At 74.4% G+C, this 13,863-nt stretch carries 11 protein-coding genes; 5 read left to right on the top strand and 6 right to left on the bottom strand.

Annotation, left to right across the window (positions count from 1 at the left end):
• Both IF19_RS0123970 and IF19_RS0123975 read left to right on the top strand, forming a co-directional pair.
• Positions 1–1,143 (top strand): vWA domain-containing protein (locus IF19_RS0123970; protein WP_030290096.1); only part of this gene is annotated, 1,143 nt, incomplete at its 5' end.
• Positions 1,140–3,011, top strand: a complete 1,872-nt coding sequence (locus IF19_RS0123975; protein WP_078580460.1) for a hypothetical protein — start codon at positions 1,140–1,142, stop codon at positions 3,009–3,011. The genes IF19_RS0123970 and IF19_RS0123975, both read left to right, overlap by 4 nt.
• A gap of 184 nt (positions 3,012–3,195) precedes the next feature.
• Here IF19_RS0123975 and IF19_RS1000000135490 read toward each other — a convergent pair whose 3' ends face one another.
• Positions 3,196–4,593: a hydrogenase expression protein HypA gene (locus IF19_RS1000000135490; protein ID WP_030278101.1), complete on the bottom strand. Its 1,398-nt coding sequence runs from the start codon at positions 4,591–4,593 to the stop codon at positions 3,196–3,198.
• A 474-nt stretch (positions 4,594–5,067) separates the two neighbouring features.
• On the opposite strand from IF19_RS1000000135490, the gene IF19_RS0123985 reads away from it, so the two are divergent.
• Positions 5,068–5,952: an RNA polymerase sigma factor SigF gene (locus IF19_RS0123985; protein WP_030118380.1), complete on the top strand. Its 885-nt coding sequence runs from the start codon at positions 5,068–5,070 to the stop codon at positions 5,950–5,952.
• 76 nt (positions 5,953–6,028) lie between these two features.
• Here the strand turns inward: IF19_RS0123985 and IF19_RS0123990 are convergent, their stop codons facing one another.
• From IF19_RS0123990 to IF19_RS0124005, 4 genes are all read right to left on the bottom strand, one after another.
• Positions 6,029–6,523, bottom strand: a complete 495-nt coding sequence (locus tag IF19_RS0123990) for an ATP-binding protein (RefSeq protein ID WP_030118381.1) — start codon at positions 6,521–6,523, stop codon at positions 6,029–6,031.
• Positions 6,524–6,579: 56 nt separating this feature from the next.
• Positions 6,580–7,332, bottom strand: a complete 753-nt coding sequence (locus IF19_RS0123995) for a 2-phosphosulfolactate phosphatase (protein WP_078580461.1) — start codon at positions 7,330–7,332, stop codon at positions 6,580–6,582.
• 152 nt (positions 7,333–7,484) lie between these two features.
• Complete coding sequence (ddaH, locus tag IF19_RS0124000) at positions 7,485–8,297, bottom strand: dimethylargininase (protein ID WP_030118383.1); 813 nt, start codon at positions 8,295–8,297, stop codon at positions 7,485–7,487.
• Between the two features lie 17 nt (positions 8,298–8,314).
• Positions 8,315–9,259: a methionyl-tRNA formyltransferase gene (locus IF19_RS0124005; RefSeq protein WP_030118384.1), complete on the bottom strand. Its 945-nt coding sequence runs from the start codon at positions 9,257–9,259 to the stop codon at positions 8,315–8,317.
• Positions 9,260–9,470: 211 nt separating this feature from the next.
• On the opposite strand from IF19_RS0124005, the gene IF19_RS0124010 reads away from it, so the two are divergent.
• Both IF19_RS0124010 and IF19_RS0124015 read left to right on the top strand, forming a co-directional pair.
• Positions 9,471–11,048 carry an amidohydrolase gene (locus IF19_RS0124010; RefSeq protein WP_030118385.1) on the top strand — a complete coding sequence of 526 codons (1,578 nt, stop codon included), beginning with the start codon at positions 9,471–9,473 and terminating at the stop codon, positions 11,046–11,048.
• Between the two features lie 659 nt (positions 11,049–11,707).
• Positions 11,708–12,922, top strand: coding sequence for an MraY family glycosyltransferase (locus IF19_RS0124015; RefSeq protein ID WP_030290100.1), 1,215 nt, complete (start codon positions 11,708–11,710; stop codon positions 12,920–12,922).
• Positions 12,923–12,939: 17 nt separating this feature from the next.
• Here IF19_RS0124015 and IF19_RS0124020 read toward each other — a convergent pair whose 3' ends face one another.
• Positions 12,940–13,827 (bottom strand): glycosyltransferase family 2 protein, encoded by an 888-nt coding sequence (locus tag IF19_RS0124020; RefSeq protein ID WP_030118388.1) that lies wholly within the window; start codon positions 13,825–13,827, stop codon positions 12,940–12,942.
• Between the last annotated feature and the right edge of the window lie 36 nt (positions 13,828–13,863).

The following is a 13,863-nucleotide window of genomic DNA, read 5'->3' on the forward strand; positions in this document are numbered from 1 at the left end:
ACACCCACCCCCGCGTCCCCCGCTCCCCGGACCCTCGCCCCGGCCGACCGCTGGCGGCTCGTGCTCGGCCGGAGCACCGACCGGCTGCCGGCCGGCGCCGCACGGATGGCGACCGCGCTGGACGAGCTCTACGGGGCGGGGCACGGCGAGGGCTCCCGCGGCGGCCTCCCCGGCGGTGGTTCCACGGCGGGCGGCGGACGGGAGCCCTCGTACCCCGGCGTCCGCGAGTGGTCCGAGGAACTGGCCGCCCTGTTCGGCCCCGGCGTCCGCGAAGAGGTCCTGGCCGCCGCGGCCGGGACGGGGCGGCAGGATGTCCTCGCCGAGCTCGACCCGGCGGCCGTGACCCCCTCCGTGGAACTGCTCCGGACGATCCTGCGGTACGCCGGCGGCCTGCCCGAAGCCCGGATCGCGGCGCTCCGCCCCCTGGTCCGCCGCCTGGTCGACGAACTCACCCGGCGGCTCGCCACCCGGCTGCGGCCCGCGCTGACCGGTACGACGACGGCCCGGCCCACCCGCCGACCCGGCGGCGGGCTGGATCTGCCGCGTACCCTGCGCGCCAATCTGGCCACCGCCCGGCGGACCGCCGACGGCACGGTCCGGGTGATCCCCGAGAGGCCGGTCTTCCGCAGTCGCGCCCGCAGATCGGCCGACTGGCGGCTGATCCTGGTCACCGACGTCTCCGGATCCATGGAGGCGTCCACCATCTGGTCCGCGCTGACCGCCTCCGTACTGGCCGGGGTGCCGACCCTCAGCACCCACTTCCTGGCGTTCTCCACGGAGGTCGTCGACCTCACCGGCCATGTGCACGACCCGCTCTCCCTCCTGCTGGAGGTGAGCGTCGGCGGCGGAACCCACATCGCCGCCGGGCTGCGGCACGCCCGCGAGCTGATCGAGGTGCCCTCCCGCACCCTCGTCGTCGTCATCAGCGACTTCGAGGAGGGCGCGCCGCCGGCCGGGCTGCTGGCCGAGGTGCGCGCGCTGGTGAACACCGGCTGCCACGTACTCGGCTGCGCGAGTCTCGACGACGCCGGGCGCCCCCGCTACTCGACGGGTATGGCCGGGCAGCTCGTGGCCGCCGGTATGCCCGTGGCGGCCCTCAGCCCACTCGAACTGGCCCGCTGGATAGGGGAGAAGACCGCATGAACGCCGACCAGCTGCCGCCCGTGGCGCCGGAGGTCACCGCCACGCTCGTGGAGACCCTCTCGCCCCGGCTGCGCAAGCGCCTGGACGCGGCGGTCACCAAGCTCGGCGCCCGCCCGGCGCACCGTGACGGGGACACCGTGACGATCCAGGTCGACGACGAGAGCGAGCTGCGCCTGCATGCCCCGGGCGGGGTGGTGGCCCGCGTGGAGGACATCACCTGCGGTTGTCTCCTCGCCCCGGCGTGCGTGCACCGCGCGGCCGTCGCCTGCGCCGCCCCCACGGCCGACCAGGCGACGGAGCCCGCCGAACAGCCGGCCCCAAAAACCCCGGAGCCGACGGGCGCCACAGAACCCGACGCCGCCGCCCCGCAGGAGACGGCGAGTGACACCCAGCGCACCGCCGCCGACGCCCTGTGGGCGGCGGGCGCCGCCGTGCTGGAGGCCGGCGTCGACGGGGCCGGGGCCGTCACCCAGTCCGCCCTCCTGCGCGCCGCCCACACCGCCCGTCTCCGCCGGCTGCCCCGGGCGGCGGCCGCCGCGCTGTCCGTCGTCACCCTGCTGCGCGCGGCCCGCACCGGCGATCCGTCGTACCGCACCGCCGACCTCGTCACCGCCCTGGCCGAACTCCTCGGCACCGCCCGCCGCGTGGGAACCGCGTCCGGGGCGGAGCTGGCCGCCGTCAGCGGCCGGGCGCGCCGCCCGTACAGTCCGGACGGCTCGCTCCGCCTGTACGGGCTGTTCACCGAACCCGTGGTCACCGACTCGGGACACGGCGGGGTCCGCACCTGGGTCGCCGGAGGCGACGGCCGGCTCTTCACGGTCGGCGACGTGGCGCCCGGAGGGGCGGGCCGGGCCCTCGGCGTGGCCGACCGGGCGGTGCGCCTGGGCGACAGCGCGCTCACCCACCGGGAGCTGGGCCGGGCCGGCCTGGCCGTTTCCGGGGCGACGGTCTCGCCGGACGGCCGCCTGGGCGCCGGCAAGGGCGTCAAGGCCGTCACCGCCCGGGGCGCGGCGTGGACGGAGCCGCCGCTCGCCGCGCTGTGGGAGGCGCCCCCCGCCGAACAGGCCGCCCGCGCCCTGCGCGCCGTCTCCCGCTACGCGGAACCGGACGGCGGCGGCAGCGACCTGCTCTTCCTCGACGTCGAACTCCTCGGAGCGGTACGGGAACCGGGCGGCGCCTGCCTGCTCGCCCGGTGCGCGGGAGGCGTTCTCGTACGGCTCACCGTCGCCGACGACGACCCCGCGCTTCCCCACCGCGACAACCTGGCGCTGCTGGCCGCGGCCCCGGGGGCCAGGCTGAGGATCATCGGCCGCCTGGTCCCCGCCCCGCACCCCCGGCTCACGCTCCTGGCGTGCTCGCACCCCACCGGCGAGGGCACGGTCGACCTCGGCCTCGACCGGTTGCGCCGCGCCGACCTCCCGGACCCGAAGGCCCGCGTGCACCTGGCCCCGGCGCAGCCCGCAGGCCCCGGCGCGGCATCGCCCCTGTACCTGCTGGAACGCCGGGTCGAGCAGACGGTCCCGGCGGGCCGCGCAGCCCTCGGCCTGCTGGGCGACGTCACCGCCGAGGCCCGGCGGATCCGCCGCGGCGGTCTCCCCACCGCGGCGGACCTCCTCACCGCCCTGTGCGCCGCGGCGGGCCGGCGCGAACGCGATCTCTTCGGCCGCCTGCTCCCCGCCGACACCGACGGCTTCGCCGCCCACTGGCTGGCCGCCGCCCGCTACACGGCCGCGGTGTCCGAAGCCCTGTGCTCCGCGGCCTGGAACCCGGCGGACGCGGCCCCCACGGGTGACGTCCCGACCGGCGGGGCTCCGGCGGATGACGGCCCGGCACCGGTGTCGCCGCCCGAGCGGGCCCAGGCCGTGTAGGGAGGCGGTGCGGGCCGCCGCGCAGCGGGAGGGCGGACAGGGCTGGGGGCAGCCGTACCCGACGGGCCGCGCGCGGCTGTCCGCGCCGAACGCCGGTCCCGTCCGCACCGCCACGTACAGAGCCCTCCGGTTCCAGCGAAACCGGAGGGCTCTCGCGGACCGCGCCACCGCGGCCGGGTGCGGCTCAGACCGTGAGCTTGACCGCCTCGAACCAGTTCCCGTTGTCGGTGGTGCCGACGAACATGTAGTCGGGACGGCTGCTCTTGCAGTACTGCGGGCCCCAGCCGCCGTTGCGCATCTTCGCGGTGTGGCAGACGTTGCCCTTGCCGACGTTCATGGCGAAGCCGGTCATGAAGGGGGCACCCGCCTTGGAGCTGCCGATGTAGACGTTCTTGCCGTTCGCGATGACGGGCGTCCAGCTCGGCGCCCACTTGGCGTTGCCGCTCTTCGCGCCCGCGTCGTGCAGGAGCGCGTTGGCGGAGGAGCCCTCGACGTTCCACACGGAGATGTTGAGCGCCGTGATCTTCTTGCCCTGGCCGGTCGTGCCGGTCATCGTCCCGTCGCACACGGGCACTTGCCAGCCCTGCCCGGCCACGAAGGCCCGGTAGCAGATGTGCCGACCCTGGGGGTCGCTCTTGGCGAGGTGCTCCAGCGCGGCGGCGGCCGTTCCCGCCGGGGCCTTCGTCGACGCCGCCTTCTTCTGCTGCTTGCTCGGAGACGGAGTGGGCGTCGGCGTCGGCGTCGGTGTCACGACCACCGGCTTCAGCGGCTGCTGGGCGGACGGCTTCACCGGCTCCTTCTTCTTCTCCTCCTTCTTCCGGCTCGGCGTCGGGGAGGGTTTCGGCGTCTCGCTGGTGTACGTCTCCGGGGCGGGCGGGCGCGCCGCGTCCAGCACCGTGCCCGCGGCGTTCTGGGTCCGGTCCTTCTCGGCTTTGCGGTCGTCGTCCTGGCCCGCGACGAGGAACGGCACGGAGATCAGGACCGCACCGGCGATGGCCGCCGCGGCCAGCATCGGCTTCTTCGGCCGGCTGCCGGGCGGGTCCTCGTCCGTACGCGCCCCCGGTCCGCCGCCCGCGCCCGCCGCCACCGCCGTTGCCCCGTCGGCACCGCCGGAGCCGGGGGCCGGGGCGGAGGAAGAGGCGACAGCGGCCGGTTCCAAGGAAGCCGAGGACGGTCGCGCCGCCGCGGTGGCCGTATCACCTTCGGCCACGCCCTTGGCGGAGGAGGCCGCCGGAGCGGACGGGGCCGATGACGCCGCCGGGGCCGGAGCGCCGACGCCCCGTACGGGATCGGCTCCCGCGGTCTGCGGGGCGGGCGTCCGGGCCTCCGGGGCCGTGGGAGCCCCGGACCCGGAACTCTCCGTCTCGCCGGAGGCGTTCACCGGGCCGCGCTCGCCCGCCTCCGAGCCGCCCGGTCCGGAGGGTTCCTCCGGACGGCCGGGTCGGCCACCCGGCGCCAGAGCGTCTCCGGGGTCTCCCGCCGCTCCGCTCATCGGTACCGCCCGGCGGACGGACACCTGCGAACCGGTCGCCCCGGCGGCACCCGGCGCTATGTGGCTGCCTGGATCCTGCTCTCGTGCCATGCGGTTTCCTCACTCGTGTCTGGTTCGCTGCCGTGCACGACCCCGGACGGCACCGCCCGCCCCGGACCGGCCGGCCCCACGCGGTCCGGCCGGTCGGATGAACGAAGTGGCCCAGAGGGCACGTGACTTCGTGAGAAGCAGCGGGCGTCGACGAGCTGTCGACGGCACGGTGCACCGGGCGCGGGCCGACGTGCGGAGCGGTGGTGCCCGGCGCGCCTGACGGTCCGGCACGACCGTACAGGAAGCGTCGCGGCCGTGGTCGTCCGATCCGGTTCCCGGGCTGCCGCGCCCGGCCGAAATATCTTCGGGCAACCGATGTGGTGGTGTTTGGGATCGGAGATCGGGGACAGACGATGCCTCGGCGTGCTTGGGCAGTCAGGCACACCTTCGCGGGAGTGGCATTGCCGCCGTGAGGTGTTTCTGTTCGGTGCCCTCCCGTGTTTGTCCACGAATCGCAGTCATCGGGAGACGCGCATGTCCACCACATCGCAGCGCCCTCGGCGCTCCGCCGTATCGGAACACGGCACGACCGCCACCATCGCTCCTGCGGCGCTTCCACGGGTCGAGGACCCCGCGAAGATCGCCCCGAAGGACGCCCGGGCGCTGGGAGCCTTGTTCTTCGAGCAGTTGCAGGTTCTCGAAGAGGGCACACACGAGTACCAGTACGCACGCAACACCCTGATCGAGATGAACCTCTCCCTGGTCCATTTCGCCGCCAAGCGATTCCGCAATCGCGGCAGCGGCGAGATGGAGGACATCATCCAGGTGGGCACGATCGGCCTGATCAAGGCGATCGACCGGTTCGAGCTCAGCCGGGAGGTCGAGTTCACCTCGTTCGCCATCCCCTACATCGTGGGGGAGATCAAGCGGTTCTTCCGCGATTCGACGTGGGCCGTCCACGTCCCGCGCCGACTGCAGGAACTGCGGGTGACCCTGGCCAAGACGCGCGAGGCCCTCGCCGGCCGGCTCGACCGCGACCCGACGGTCGCCGAACTGGCCAAGCACCTGAACCTCAGCGAGGAAGAGGTCATCGAGGGGCTCATAGCGGCCAACGGCTACACCGCGGGCTCGCTCGACCTGCCCATCGGCGTCGAGCAGAGCAGCGCCGAGACGGTCACCTACGGAGACATCAAGGGAGACCTCGACCCGGCCATGGAGCTGGTCGAGGACCTCCACGCCCTGGCCCCTCTGCTGGAGCGACTGGACGAACGGGACCGCGAGATCGTGGCCATGCGGTTCGGCCAGGAGCTGACCCAGGCGGAGATCGGGGAAAGGCTCGGCATCTCCCAGATGCACGTCTCCCGGCTGCTCTCCCGACTGCTCGCCAAGCTCCGCAAGGAGATGCTCACCCAGAACTGACCACCCGGAACGGGAGAGGGGGTGAAGGCCGACCGGCCTTCACCCCCTCTTCATGCTTCATACGGCGCGACGCGCGCTAGCCGACCGTGCTGCCCGCCGGGTCGCCGCTCGGGTCGTCGCGCAGGGAGATCCGCACCCGCACCCGCTTGCCCACCGGTTCGCGGTGCACCGAGAAGCTCTGGCAGACCATGAGGACCAGCTCCAGGCCGTGCCGCCCGACGCGGGCCGGGTCCGCCGGGGACGCGGCCGGAAGCACCGCGCCCGAGTCCCACATGACGATGTCGAGGCTGTCCTCGGTGGCCTCCAGGTCCAGCAGGCACGGGCCCGGCGCGTACTTGCAGACGTTGGTGGCCAGCTCGCTCACCACCAACTGCGCGACGTCCGCCGCCCGGTCCGAGACCTCCAGGCCGTGCCGGGAGTGCGCGTCGGCGAGGAAGTCCCTCACGAACGCACGGGACCGGGCGATCTCGCCCGACGTCATCTCGTAACCGGCGCTGTCCCGCGCCACGACCGTGGCGCCGGTCTCCCGACGGCCCTGCTCAAGCGTTCCGCGCACCAGCAACCGCTCCATCAATCTGCCCCCGTCACACGCCCGCCTTCGAACCAGCGGGAACGACCCCCTCCCGCCTACCCACCCTTATCCGTTTCAGACACACGGATGCGCGAAACGTGGTCGGCCCCCGGCCCGGGAGCCTCCGGAGGCGTGGGGCCGTCGTGCGGGCGCAGGACCATCAGCCCGTCCTCGGGGGCCGCGACCATGGCGAAGGGGAACCGGTCCAGCTCCAGGCAGAGCGCCACGTCCTCGGGGTGGGCCCCGCGGCGGACGCCCGTGGCCAGCTCGTGGGCGGCGCGGGAGGTGGCGGCGCGCCGCAGGTACGACGCCGGGTCCGTGTCCCCGCCGGCGGCCCTGTGCGCGATGTACTGGGCGCACGCGAGATCCTCCTCGGCGCGTCCCTCCTCGCCGGTGACCACGTAGGTGACCTCCTCTGCCCCGTGCCACCGCAGGACCCGGGCCGTCGCCTCCGCCACCACGAAGCCGGCGCACAGCACCAGCGACGCATCCTCTACCGCGAGAGCACCGACCGTCCCCGCCGTGGTCTTCTGCACGACGGTCCGGCCGGTGAGGTCAGCGGCGCGCAGGAGCCCCGGCGAGTTGACGGCGTCGAAACCGGGGGCGGGCGCACCGTCCTTCAGCGCGATCCACGCCGGGTGGCGCGCCTTGAGGGCGAGCGCGTCGTCGAGCGACCAGGCGAGGACGATCCTCTCGGCGCCCCGGGCGAAGGCCCAGGCGGCCACGGTGTACGCCCGCATCACATCGACGACGACGGCCACGGAGGGCGTCCCGACCAGTTCGGCCGTACCGAGGAAACGTGTCTTCATCCGGCCATGATCGCGAGTTCCCCGCCCGGCGTCAGCCCCGTTTCCGGCGAGGACGCGCCGCTGCGGACAGATCCGCGAGGACGCGCCCCTGCGGACACCCGCGAGGACGCGACGCTCCCCCGGGGTCGGATCCACGGGGGCGCGTCCTCGGCTCAGGACGCCGGGCGCAGCTCCAGGGTGCAGCACTTCACGCTGCCGCCCGCCTTGAGGAGCTCGGAGAGGTCCACGCCGATCGGGTTGAACCCGCGCTCCCGCAGCTGTCCGGCCAGCTCGGTCGCGTTCTGCGGCAGGACCACGTTGTATCCGTCCGACGTCGCGTTCAGCCCGAAGGCCTCGGCGTCGGCGGGGGTGGCGAGGAGGGCGTCCGGGAACAGCCGCTCCAGGACGGAGCGGCTGCCGGGGGAGAAGGCCGCCGGGTAGTAGGCGATCGTCCGCCCGTCGAGGACGGTCAGAGCGGTGTCCAGGTGGTAGTAGTCGGGGTCGACGAGGGTCAGCCCGATCACCGGGCGGCCGAAGTACTCCTGCGCCTCGTCGTGGGAGCGAGGATCGCTGCGGAACCCGGTCCCCGCGAGCAGCCAGTCGCCCGCGAGGAGGTAGTCGCCCTCCCCTTCGTTGACGTACGCGGCGGTGCGCAGCCCGGGGAAGCCGTGGTCGCGCAGCCAGTCGTGGTACGCGGGGCCCTCGGCGATCCGCTCGGCGTCGCGGAACCGGGCCACGAGGGCCCGTCCGTCGACGACCGTGGCGCCGTTGGCCGCGAAGACCATGTCGGGCAGTCCGGGGACGGGGTCGATCGTGTCGACGGTGTGCCCGAGGCTCAGGTAGACCTCGCGCAGCCGCTCCCACTGGGCGATGGCCAGGGGAGTGTCGACGGGCTTCGCCGGGTCCATCCAGGGGTTGATGGAGTAGACCACGTCGAAGTAGGTGGGCCGGCACATGAGGTAGTGCCGGGCACGTGCGGTACGCATGGGTGGGGTCCCGATCGTCAGGGGCGGCCGGTGAGATAGCCGCCCATCGAGGTGAAGTACTCGGTCGCGGGCAGTTCGCGGCCGTCGGCGGTGCGGACCCGGGTGATCGCCAGACCGCGGTTGCGGCCGTGGCGGGCGTCGGCTCCGGCGACGATCACGACGCCGTCGCCCTCGCGGTAGAAGACGCGGCCCGGAGTGCCGCCGTAGCGGCCCTGGGACACGACGGCGGAGACGATCTCGACGCGCTGCCCCCGGTGGTACGTGAACGCGGCCGGGTACGGTGCGGACTGGGCGCGCACCAGGCGCTCCAGGTCCTCGGCCGGCCAGTTCCAGTCGATACGGATGTCCTCTTCGGCCCGCTTGTGGAAGAAGCTGGCCTTCGACCGGTCCTGCGGGGTGAACGCGGTCTGCCCGGAGGCGATCAGGCCGAGGGCCTCGACCGTCACCGGGGCGATCAGGTCGACCGTCCGGTGGAAGAGGTCGGTGGCGGTGTCTGTCGGTCCCACGGCCACCGCGCGCTGGACGACGATGTCGCCGGCGTCCAGCTCCTCGTCCATCAGGTGGGCCGTCACGCCCACCTCCTTCTCGCCGTTGACGAGGGCCCAGATCAGCGGCGAGAAGCCGGCGTAGGCGGGCAGCAGCGAGTCGTGGATGTTGAGCGTGCCGTGGCGGGGCAGGTCGTAGATCCGCGGCGGGATCCAGGTGCGCCAGTTGTTCGCCACGATGATGTCCGGAGCCGCCTCGGCGAGGAGGTCGTAAAGCGCGTCGTCCGGCCGGTTGCGGATGATCACGGGAACCCCGTGCTTCTCCGCGAGATCGGCGACGGAATCGCTCCAGATCTTCTCGTAGGCGTGCTCGCTCCTCGGGTGCGTCACCACCGTCACCACGTCGTGCTCGGAGTCCAGAAGGGCTTGCAGTGTGCGGTGCCCCCAGGTCTGGTAGCCGAACATGACGACCCGCATACGGTGCCTCCTGGGAAGAACGATCAACCGGCAGGGCCAGTAAAGCAAGGCTTACCTAATTAGACAACGGTGCATAATCGTCGGGCGAGTTGAGCCTTCCTCAGGGTGGGCCATCCGCAGAACCCCGAAACCGGTCAGGTGTTGGCGCCCGGCGCTCGCCCGGCTCCGCGCCCCGGGCCGGCCCAAGGCCTTCGGAGGGACGGAACAGCCCATGCTCTGTACGCGGTTGACCAACGCGCGCTTCCTCACGATGGATCCGCGCCACCCCGTCGCCCATGACCTGGGCATCTGGCGCGGGCGGATCGTCGGGGTGGACGAGGCCGTGACCTCCCTGCCCGCCCGCCGCGTCGTCGACCTGGGCGGCGCCACCGTGCTGCCCGGCTTCATCGACAGCCATGTCCACCTGGCGTGGGCCGGGTTGAAGGCCGGGACGCCGAGCGTCGCCCCGTGCGAGCGGATCGAGGACATTCTCGCGGTCGTGGACGCGGCGGCCCGGCGCCCCGCCCCGGCGGGCGCGTGGGTGGAGGTCGCCGGGTACGACCAGCGGGCCCTGGGCCGCCATCTGACCGCCGCCGAACTCGACCGGGTCAGCCACGGCCGCAAGGTCTTCCTGATGCACGACTCCGGCCACGCCTGCGTCGTCAACACCGCCGTGCTGGAGCTGCTGCCGGACGGCACACCGCACGAGGACGGATTCCTCGCCGAGAGCGCCATGACCGCCGCCCGCCGGCTGCGGCTGCCCTACTCCCAGGAGGAGCTGGCCGACGCGATCGAGAAAGCCGCCCGCGCCTGCCTCGACGAGGGCGTCACGGCCTGCGCGGAGGCGGGCATCGGCGGCGGACTCCTCGGCCACAGCCCCGTCGAACTGGGCGCCTACCAACTGCTCCGGGACCGCGGCCGGCTGCCCCTGCGCGTCCAGCTCATGGCCTCGGGCGACACCCTGCGCCCCCGCGCCGCCCACCCCGACGACGGGTTCCCCCGCGCCCTCGACCTCGGCCTGCGTACCGGCTTCGGCGACGACTGGCTGTCGCTCGGCGCGCTCAAGATCTACACCGACGGCGGGATGATGGCGCGCACGGCCGCGCTCACCTCCCCGTACGAGGGCACGGCCGGCGACACCGGTCGCTTCCAGGACGAGCCGGAACGCATCGCCGCCCTCATCGTGGACGGCCATCTCGCCGGCTGGCAGCTCGCCGTCCACGCCATCGGCGACCGCGCCGCCGATCTCGCCCTGGACGCCCTGGAGCGGGCGCAGCGGCTGCGCCTCCGCCCGGACGCCCGTCACCGCGTCGAGCACGCCGGGCTGGTCCGCCCCGACCAACTGCCCCGGTTCGCCGCGCTCGGCGTCAGCGCGGTGGTGCAGCCCAACTTCCTGCGCTGCTTCGGCGACGACTACGCGACGGTGATGGGGGAGGGGCGGGCGGACTGGCTGTACCGGGGCCGGGGCTTCCTGGACCACGGCGTCGAACTCGTCGGCAGCTCGGACCGCCCGGTCACGGACGGCTCACCGCTGCGGGCGATCCAGTTCATGGTCGAACGCCTCTCCCTCTCGGGCCGGTCCATCGGCCCCGACGAGGCCGTCACCGTCGACGAGGCGCTGCGGGCCTACACGGTCGCCGGCGCACGCGCCTGCCGCTGGGAGGACGCCGCCGGCGCCCTCGCGGCGGGAAAGCGCGCCGACCTGGTCGTGCTGGGCGACGACCCGCACCGCGTGGACCCGTCGCGCATCGGGGACATCCAGGTCCTCGCGACGTACGTGGACGGCCGGGACGCACGCGCCGGTAGGTGACCGCTACGCTCGGCGCCATGTGCGGAACGAGTACGGAGAGCGGGCGGGGCGACGAGCCGGACGCGCCCTGGGTGGCCGTCGTGTCGTACGAGAACGCGCCGGGCTGCCCGAGGCCCCCGGAAGCCCTCCGCGCCTGACTGCGGGACCGGGGGATCGACTGGAGGCCCTTCGGCGCGGACCGCGTCCGTATCGACCTCGCCTGCGGTGTCGATACGGAAGGGCGCCGGCGCGGCTGGTACACCGTCCGGGTCGCGGCCGGGTCCCTGTGCGCCCTCGGCCTGCACCCGGACCAGCCGACCGCCCGGGTCACCGGTCCCTCTCCGCCGCGCTGGTGGCATGCCGCTGCCGAGCGCGACGCCGGGCGCGGACCTTGGGGCTGACCGGGCTGCCGCGCCTCCAACACAGCTCGAACCGGAGTGTGTTGACGGACCTTCATCGTGAGTGAGTCGTTGGCCGCGCGGGTGGACGGCAGAACAATACCTGTCCGTTTTCGTGTTATTTGGGGTGAATGCCGACATCGGCCCGTAGGTTGGTTAGGGCCGCCACCCGAGTGGCGTCCTGTGCCCCCACCCACCACCGGCAGGGGAACGGGCGAACGCGCCGTTCACCGGCCGCCCCGCCTCCGCGCCGCAGGTCATGAACGAGGAAAGGCAGGGCAGGTGAACGTGCTGGGGATCATCGCCTCCGGTGTGGCCGCACTGTTGATCACGGTCGCACTCGCCAGGATCGCCCGCCGCGCGGCGCTCCGCCCCCACACTCCGGCGGCCTCCGCCGGGCGCGCCGCACGCGCCGGGCTGCTGCGCAGAACCGGTGGCACGGCCGCCGTGCTCGGTGTCACCGCGGCGGCCGGCGGCGCCCTGTGGCTCGGCGCGGCGGACGACGCGCCCTCTTCCGCCGCGGGGCTGCTCGCCGGATCCGGGACCGTGGCCGCCCTCGGCCTCGTCCACGACCTGAAGCCGCTGCGCGCCGTCCTGCGCCTCGCCGTCCAGACGGCCGCCGCCGTCCTCGTCGTCTGCTTCGCCGGACTGCCGCCCGTCGCGGCCGTCCTGACCGTGCTCTGGACCGTCCTCGTCACCAACGCCTTCGCCCTGCTCGACCACGCCGACGGGCTGCTCACCGTCGTCGGCGTCGTCACCGCCGCCGGGCTCCTCGCGTGCGCCGCGGTCGACGGCGGCTCGGCCCTCGCGCTGCTGCCGGCGGCCCTGGTGGCGGGCCTCGGCGGCTTCCTGCTCCACACCTGGCACCCCGCCCGCCTCCGGCTCGGCGCGTGCGGGGCGCAGTTCACCGGATTCGTGCTGGCCGCCTCCGGGGCGCTGATCCAGGCCGCCGCCCCGTCCGGCCGCGCCGCGTGGGCCGCGCTCCCCGCCCTGGCGACGGTGGCCCTCGCCGACACCGCCCTCGTCGTGGTCTCCCGCCGCCGCGCCGGACGCTCCCCGCTGCGCGGCGGCAACGACCACGTCGGGCACCGGCTGCGGCGGCTCCGGGTCACGGTCCCGGGCACCGCGGTCCTCCTGGCACTGTGGGCCGGGGTGCCCGTGGCCGCCGGGACGCTGGTGCACGCCGGGCTGCTGCACCCCGCCTTCCTCCTGGTCCCGCTGGCCGGGACGGTCGCGGCCGTCCTCGCCCTGCTGCGGGTCCCCGGGTACCCGCCGCCCCGCCCGGCGCCGCCCCGTACGACCGCCTCCCGCACCCACGTCCGGCGGCCGGGCGCCTCGGCCCCCGCGGCCCCGGCCCCGGCGGTCAGGCCCGCCGAAGCCCCCGCGAAGGGCGCCTCCGTCGGCACCGCCAGGACCGCTTCCGGCCGCCCCACCGTCCCGCCCCCGCCCACCGGCAGCCCCTCCGAGACCGCCGCGGTGGCGGCCGACCGGAGCTGAAACCCTCCGGCCCGTCCTCAGCCCCGCAGCCGGCCGAGGCCCGCGCGGGCGAGGACGCGCGCGTACGGCGAGACCATCAGGTACGGCGCCCAGGGCCAGGTGTGCCGCAGGCAGTACGCCCACCACTGGCGGGGCGGCAGTTCCCCTACGGAGGTCACCCGGCGCAGCGCCTCCCGGACGCCGATCCCCGGCTCCTGGGAGTCGGGAGCGCTTGGGGCGTCCACGCACGCGCCGACATGGCCCGGGGCGACCAGCGCGCTCACCCCGGCCCGGTGCGCGCGTCTGCCGTGGTCGTAGTCGCCCATCCGGTGGCGGAAGACCTTGTCGGGGTCCCCGACCAGGTCGTACACCGCCCGGGACACCAGCACCACCCGCCCGTCGTACGTGTCGCAGGGCTCCGCGCGGTGCCCGGCGGGTTCGACCAGGGTCAGGGCCCGGCCCCGGCGACCGGAGTACACCGTGCCCCCGTACGCGTTGCGCACCGCGCCCACGACGACCGTGTGCGGCCCGCCCGCCCGCGCCGTGCACAGCAGGTTCGCCAGGGCTCGAGGGAACAGTACGACCCGGTCGTCGAGCCACAGCTGATGCGTCCACGCGTGGCTCGGGCCGCCCGGCGCCGCTCCGGCCGCGCCGCCGCCCCCGCCTCCGCTGCGGCTGTTGCGGCTCGCGATGCGCAGCGCCTGGGCGCGGGCGACGTCCGCGCCCACCGACATGACCTCCACCGCCGGATGCCGCAGCCGGACCGCCTCCGGCGTACCGTCGGTGCTGCCGGTGTCCACGAGATGCACGCCCAGCGTCGTCCCGGCCGGGAGCCCGCGCTGCTCCTCCAGGGCCCGCAGCGCGGACAGCGTCCGCGCACGCCGGTCGTGACTCGTCATCAGCACGGCGAGGTGGACGGGGTGCACGGCGGGCTCCTCAGCTGCTCATGTCTCCTCATTCAT

Origin of the sequence: Streptomyces californicus, assembly GCF_000717645.1 — a bacterium.
Lineage (GTDB): Bacteria > Actinomycetota > Actinomycetes > Streptomycetales > Streptomycetaceae > Streptomyces > Streptomyces californicus.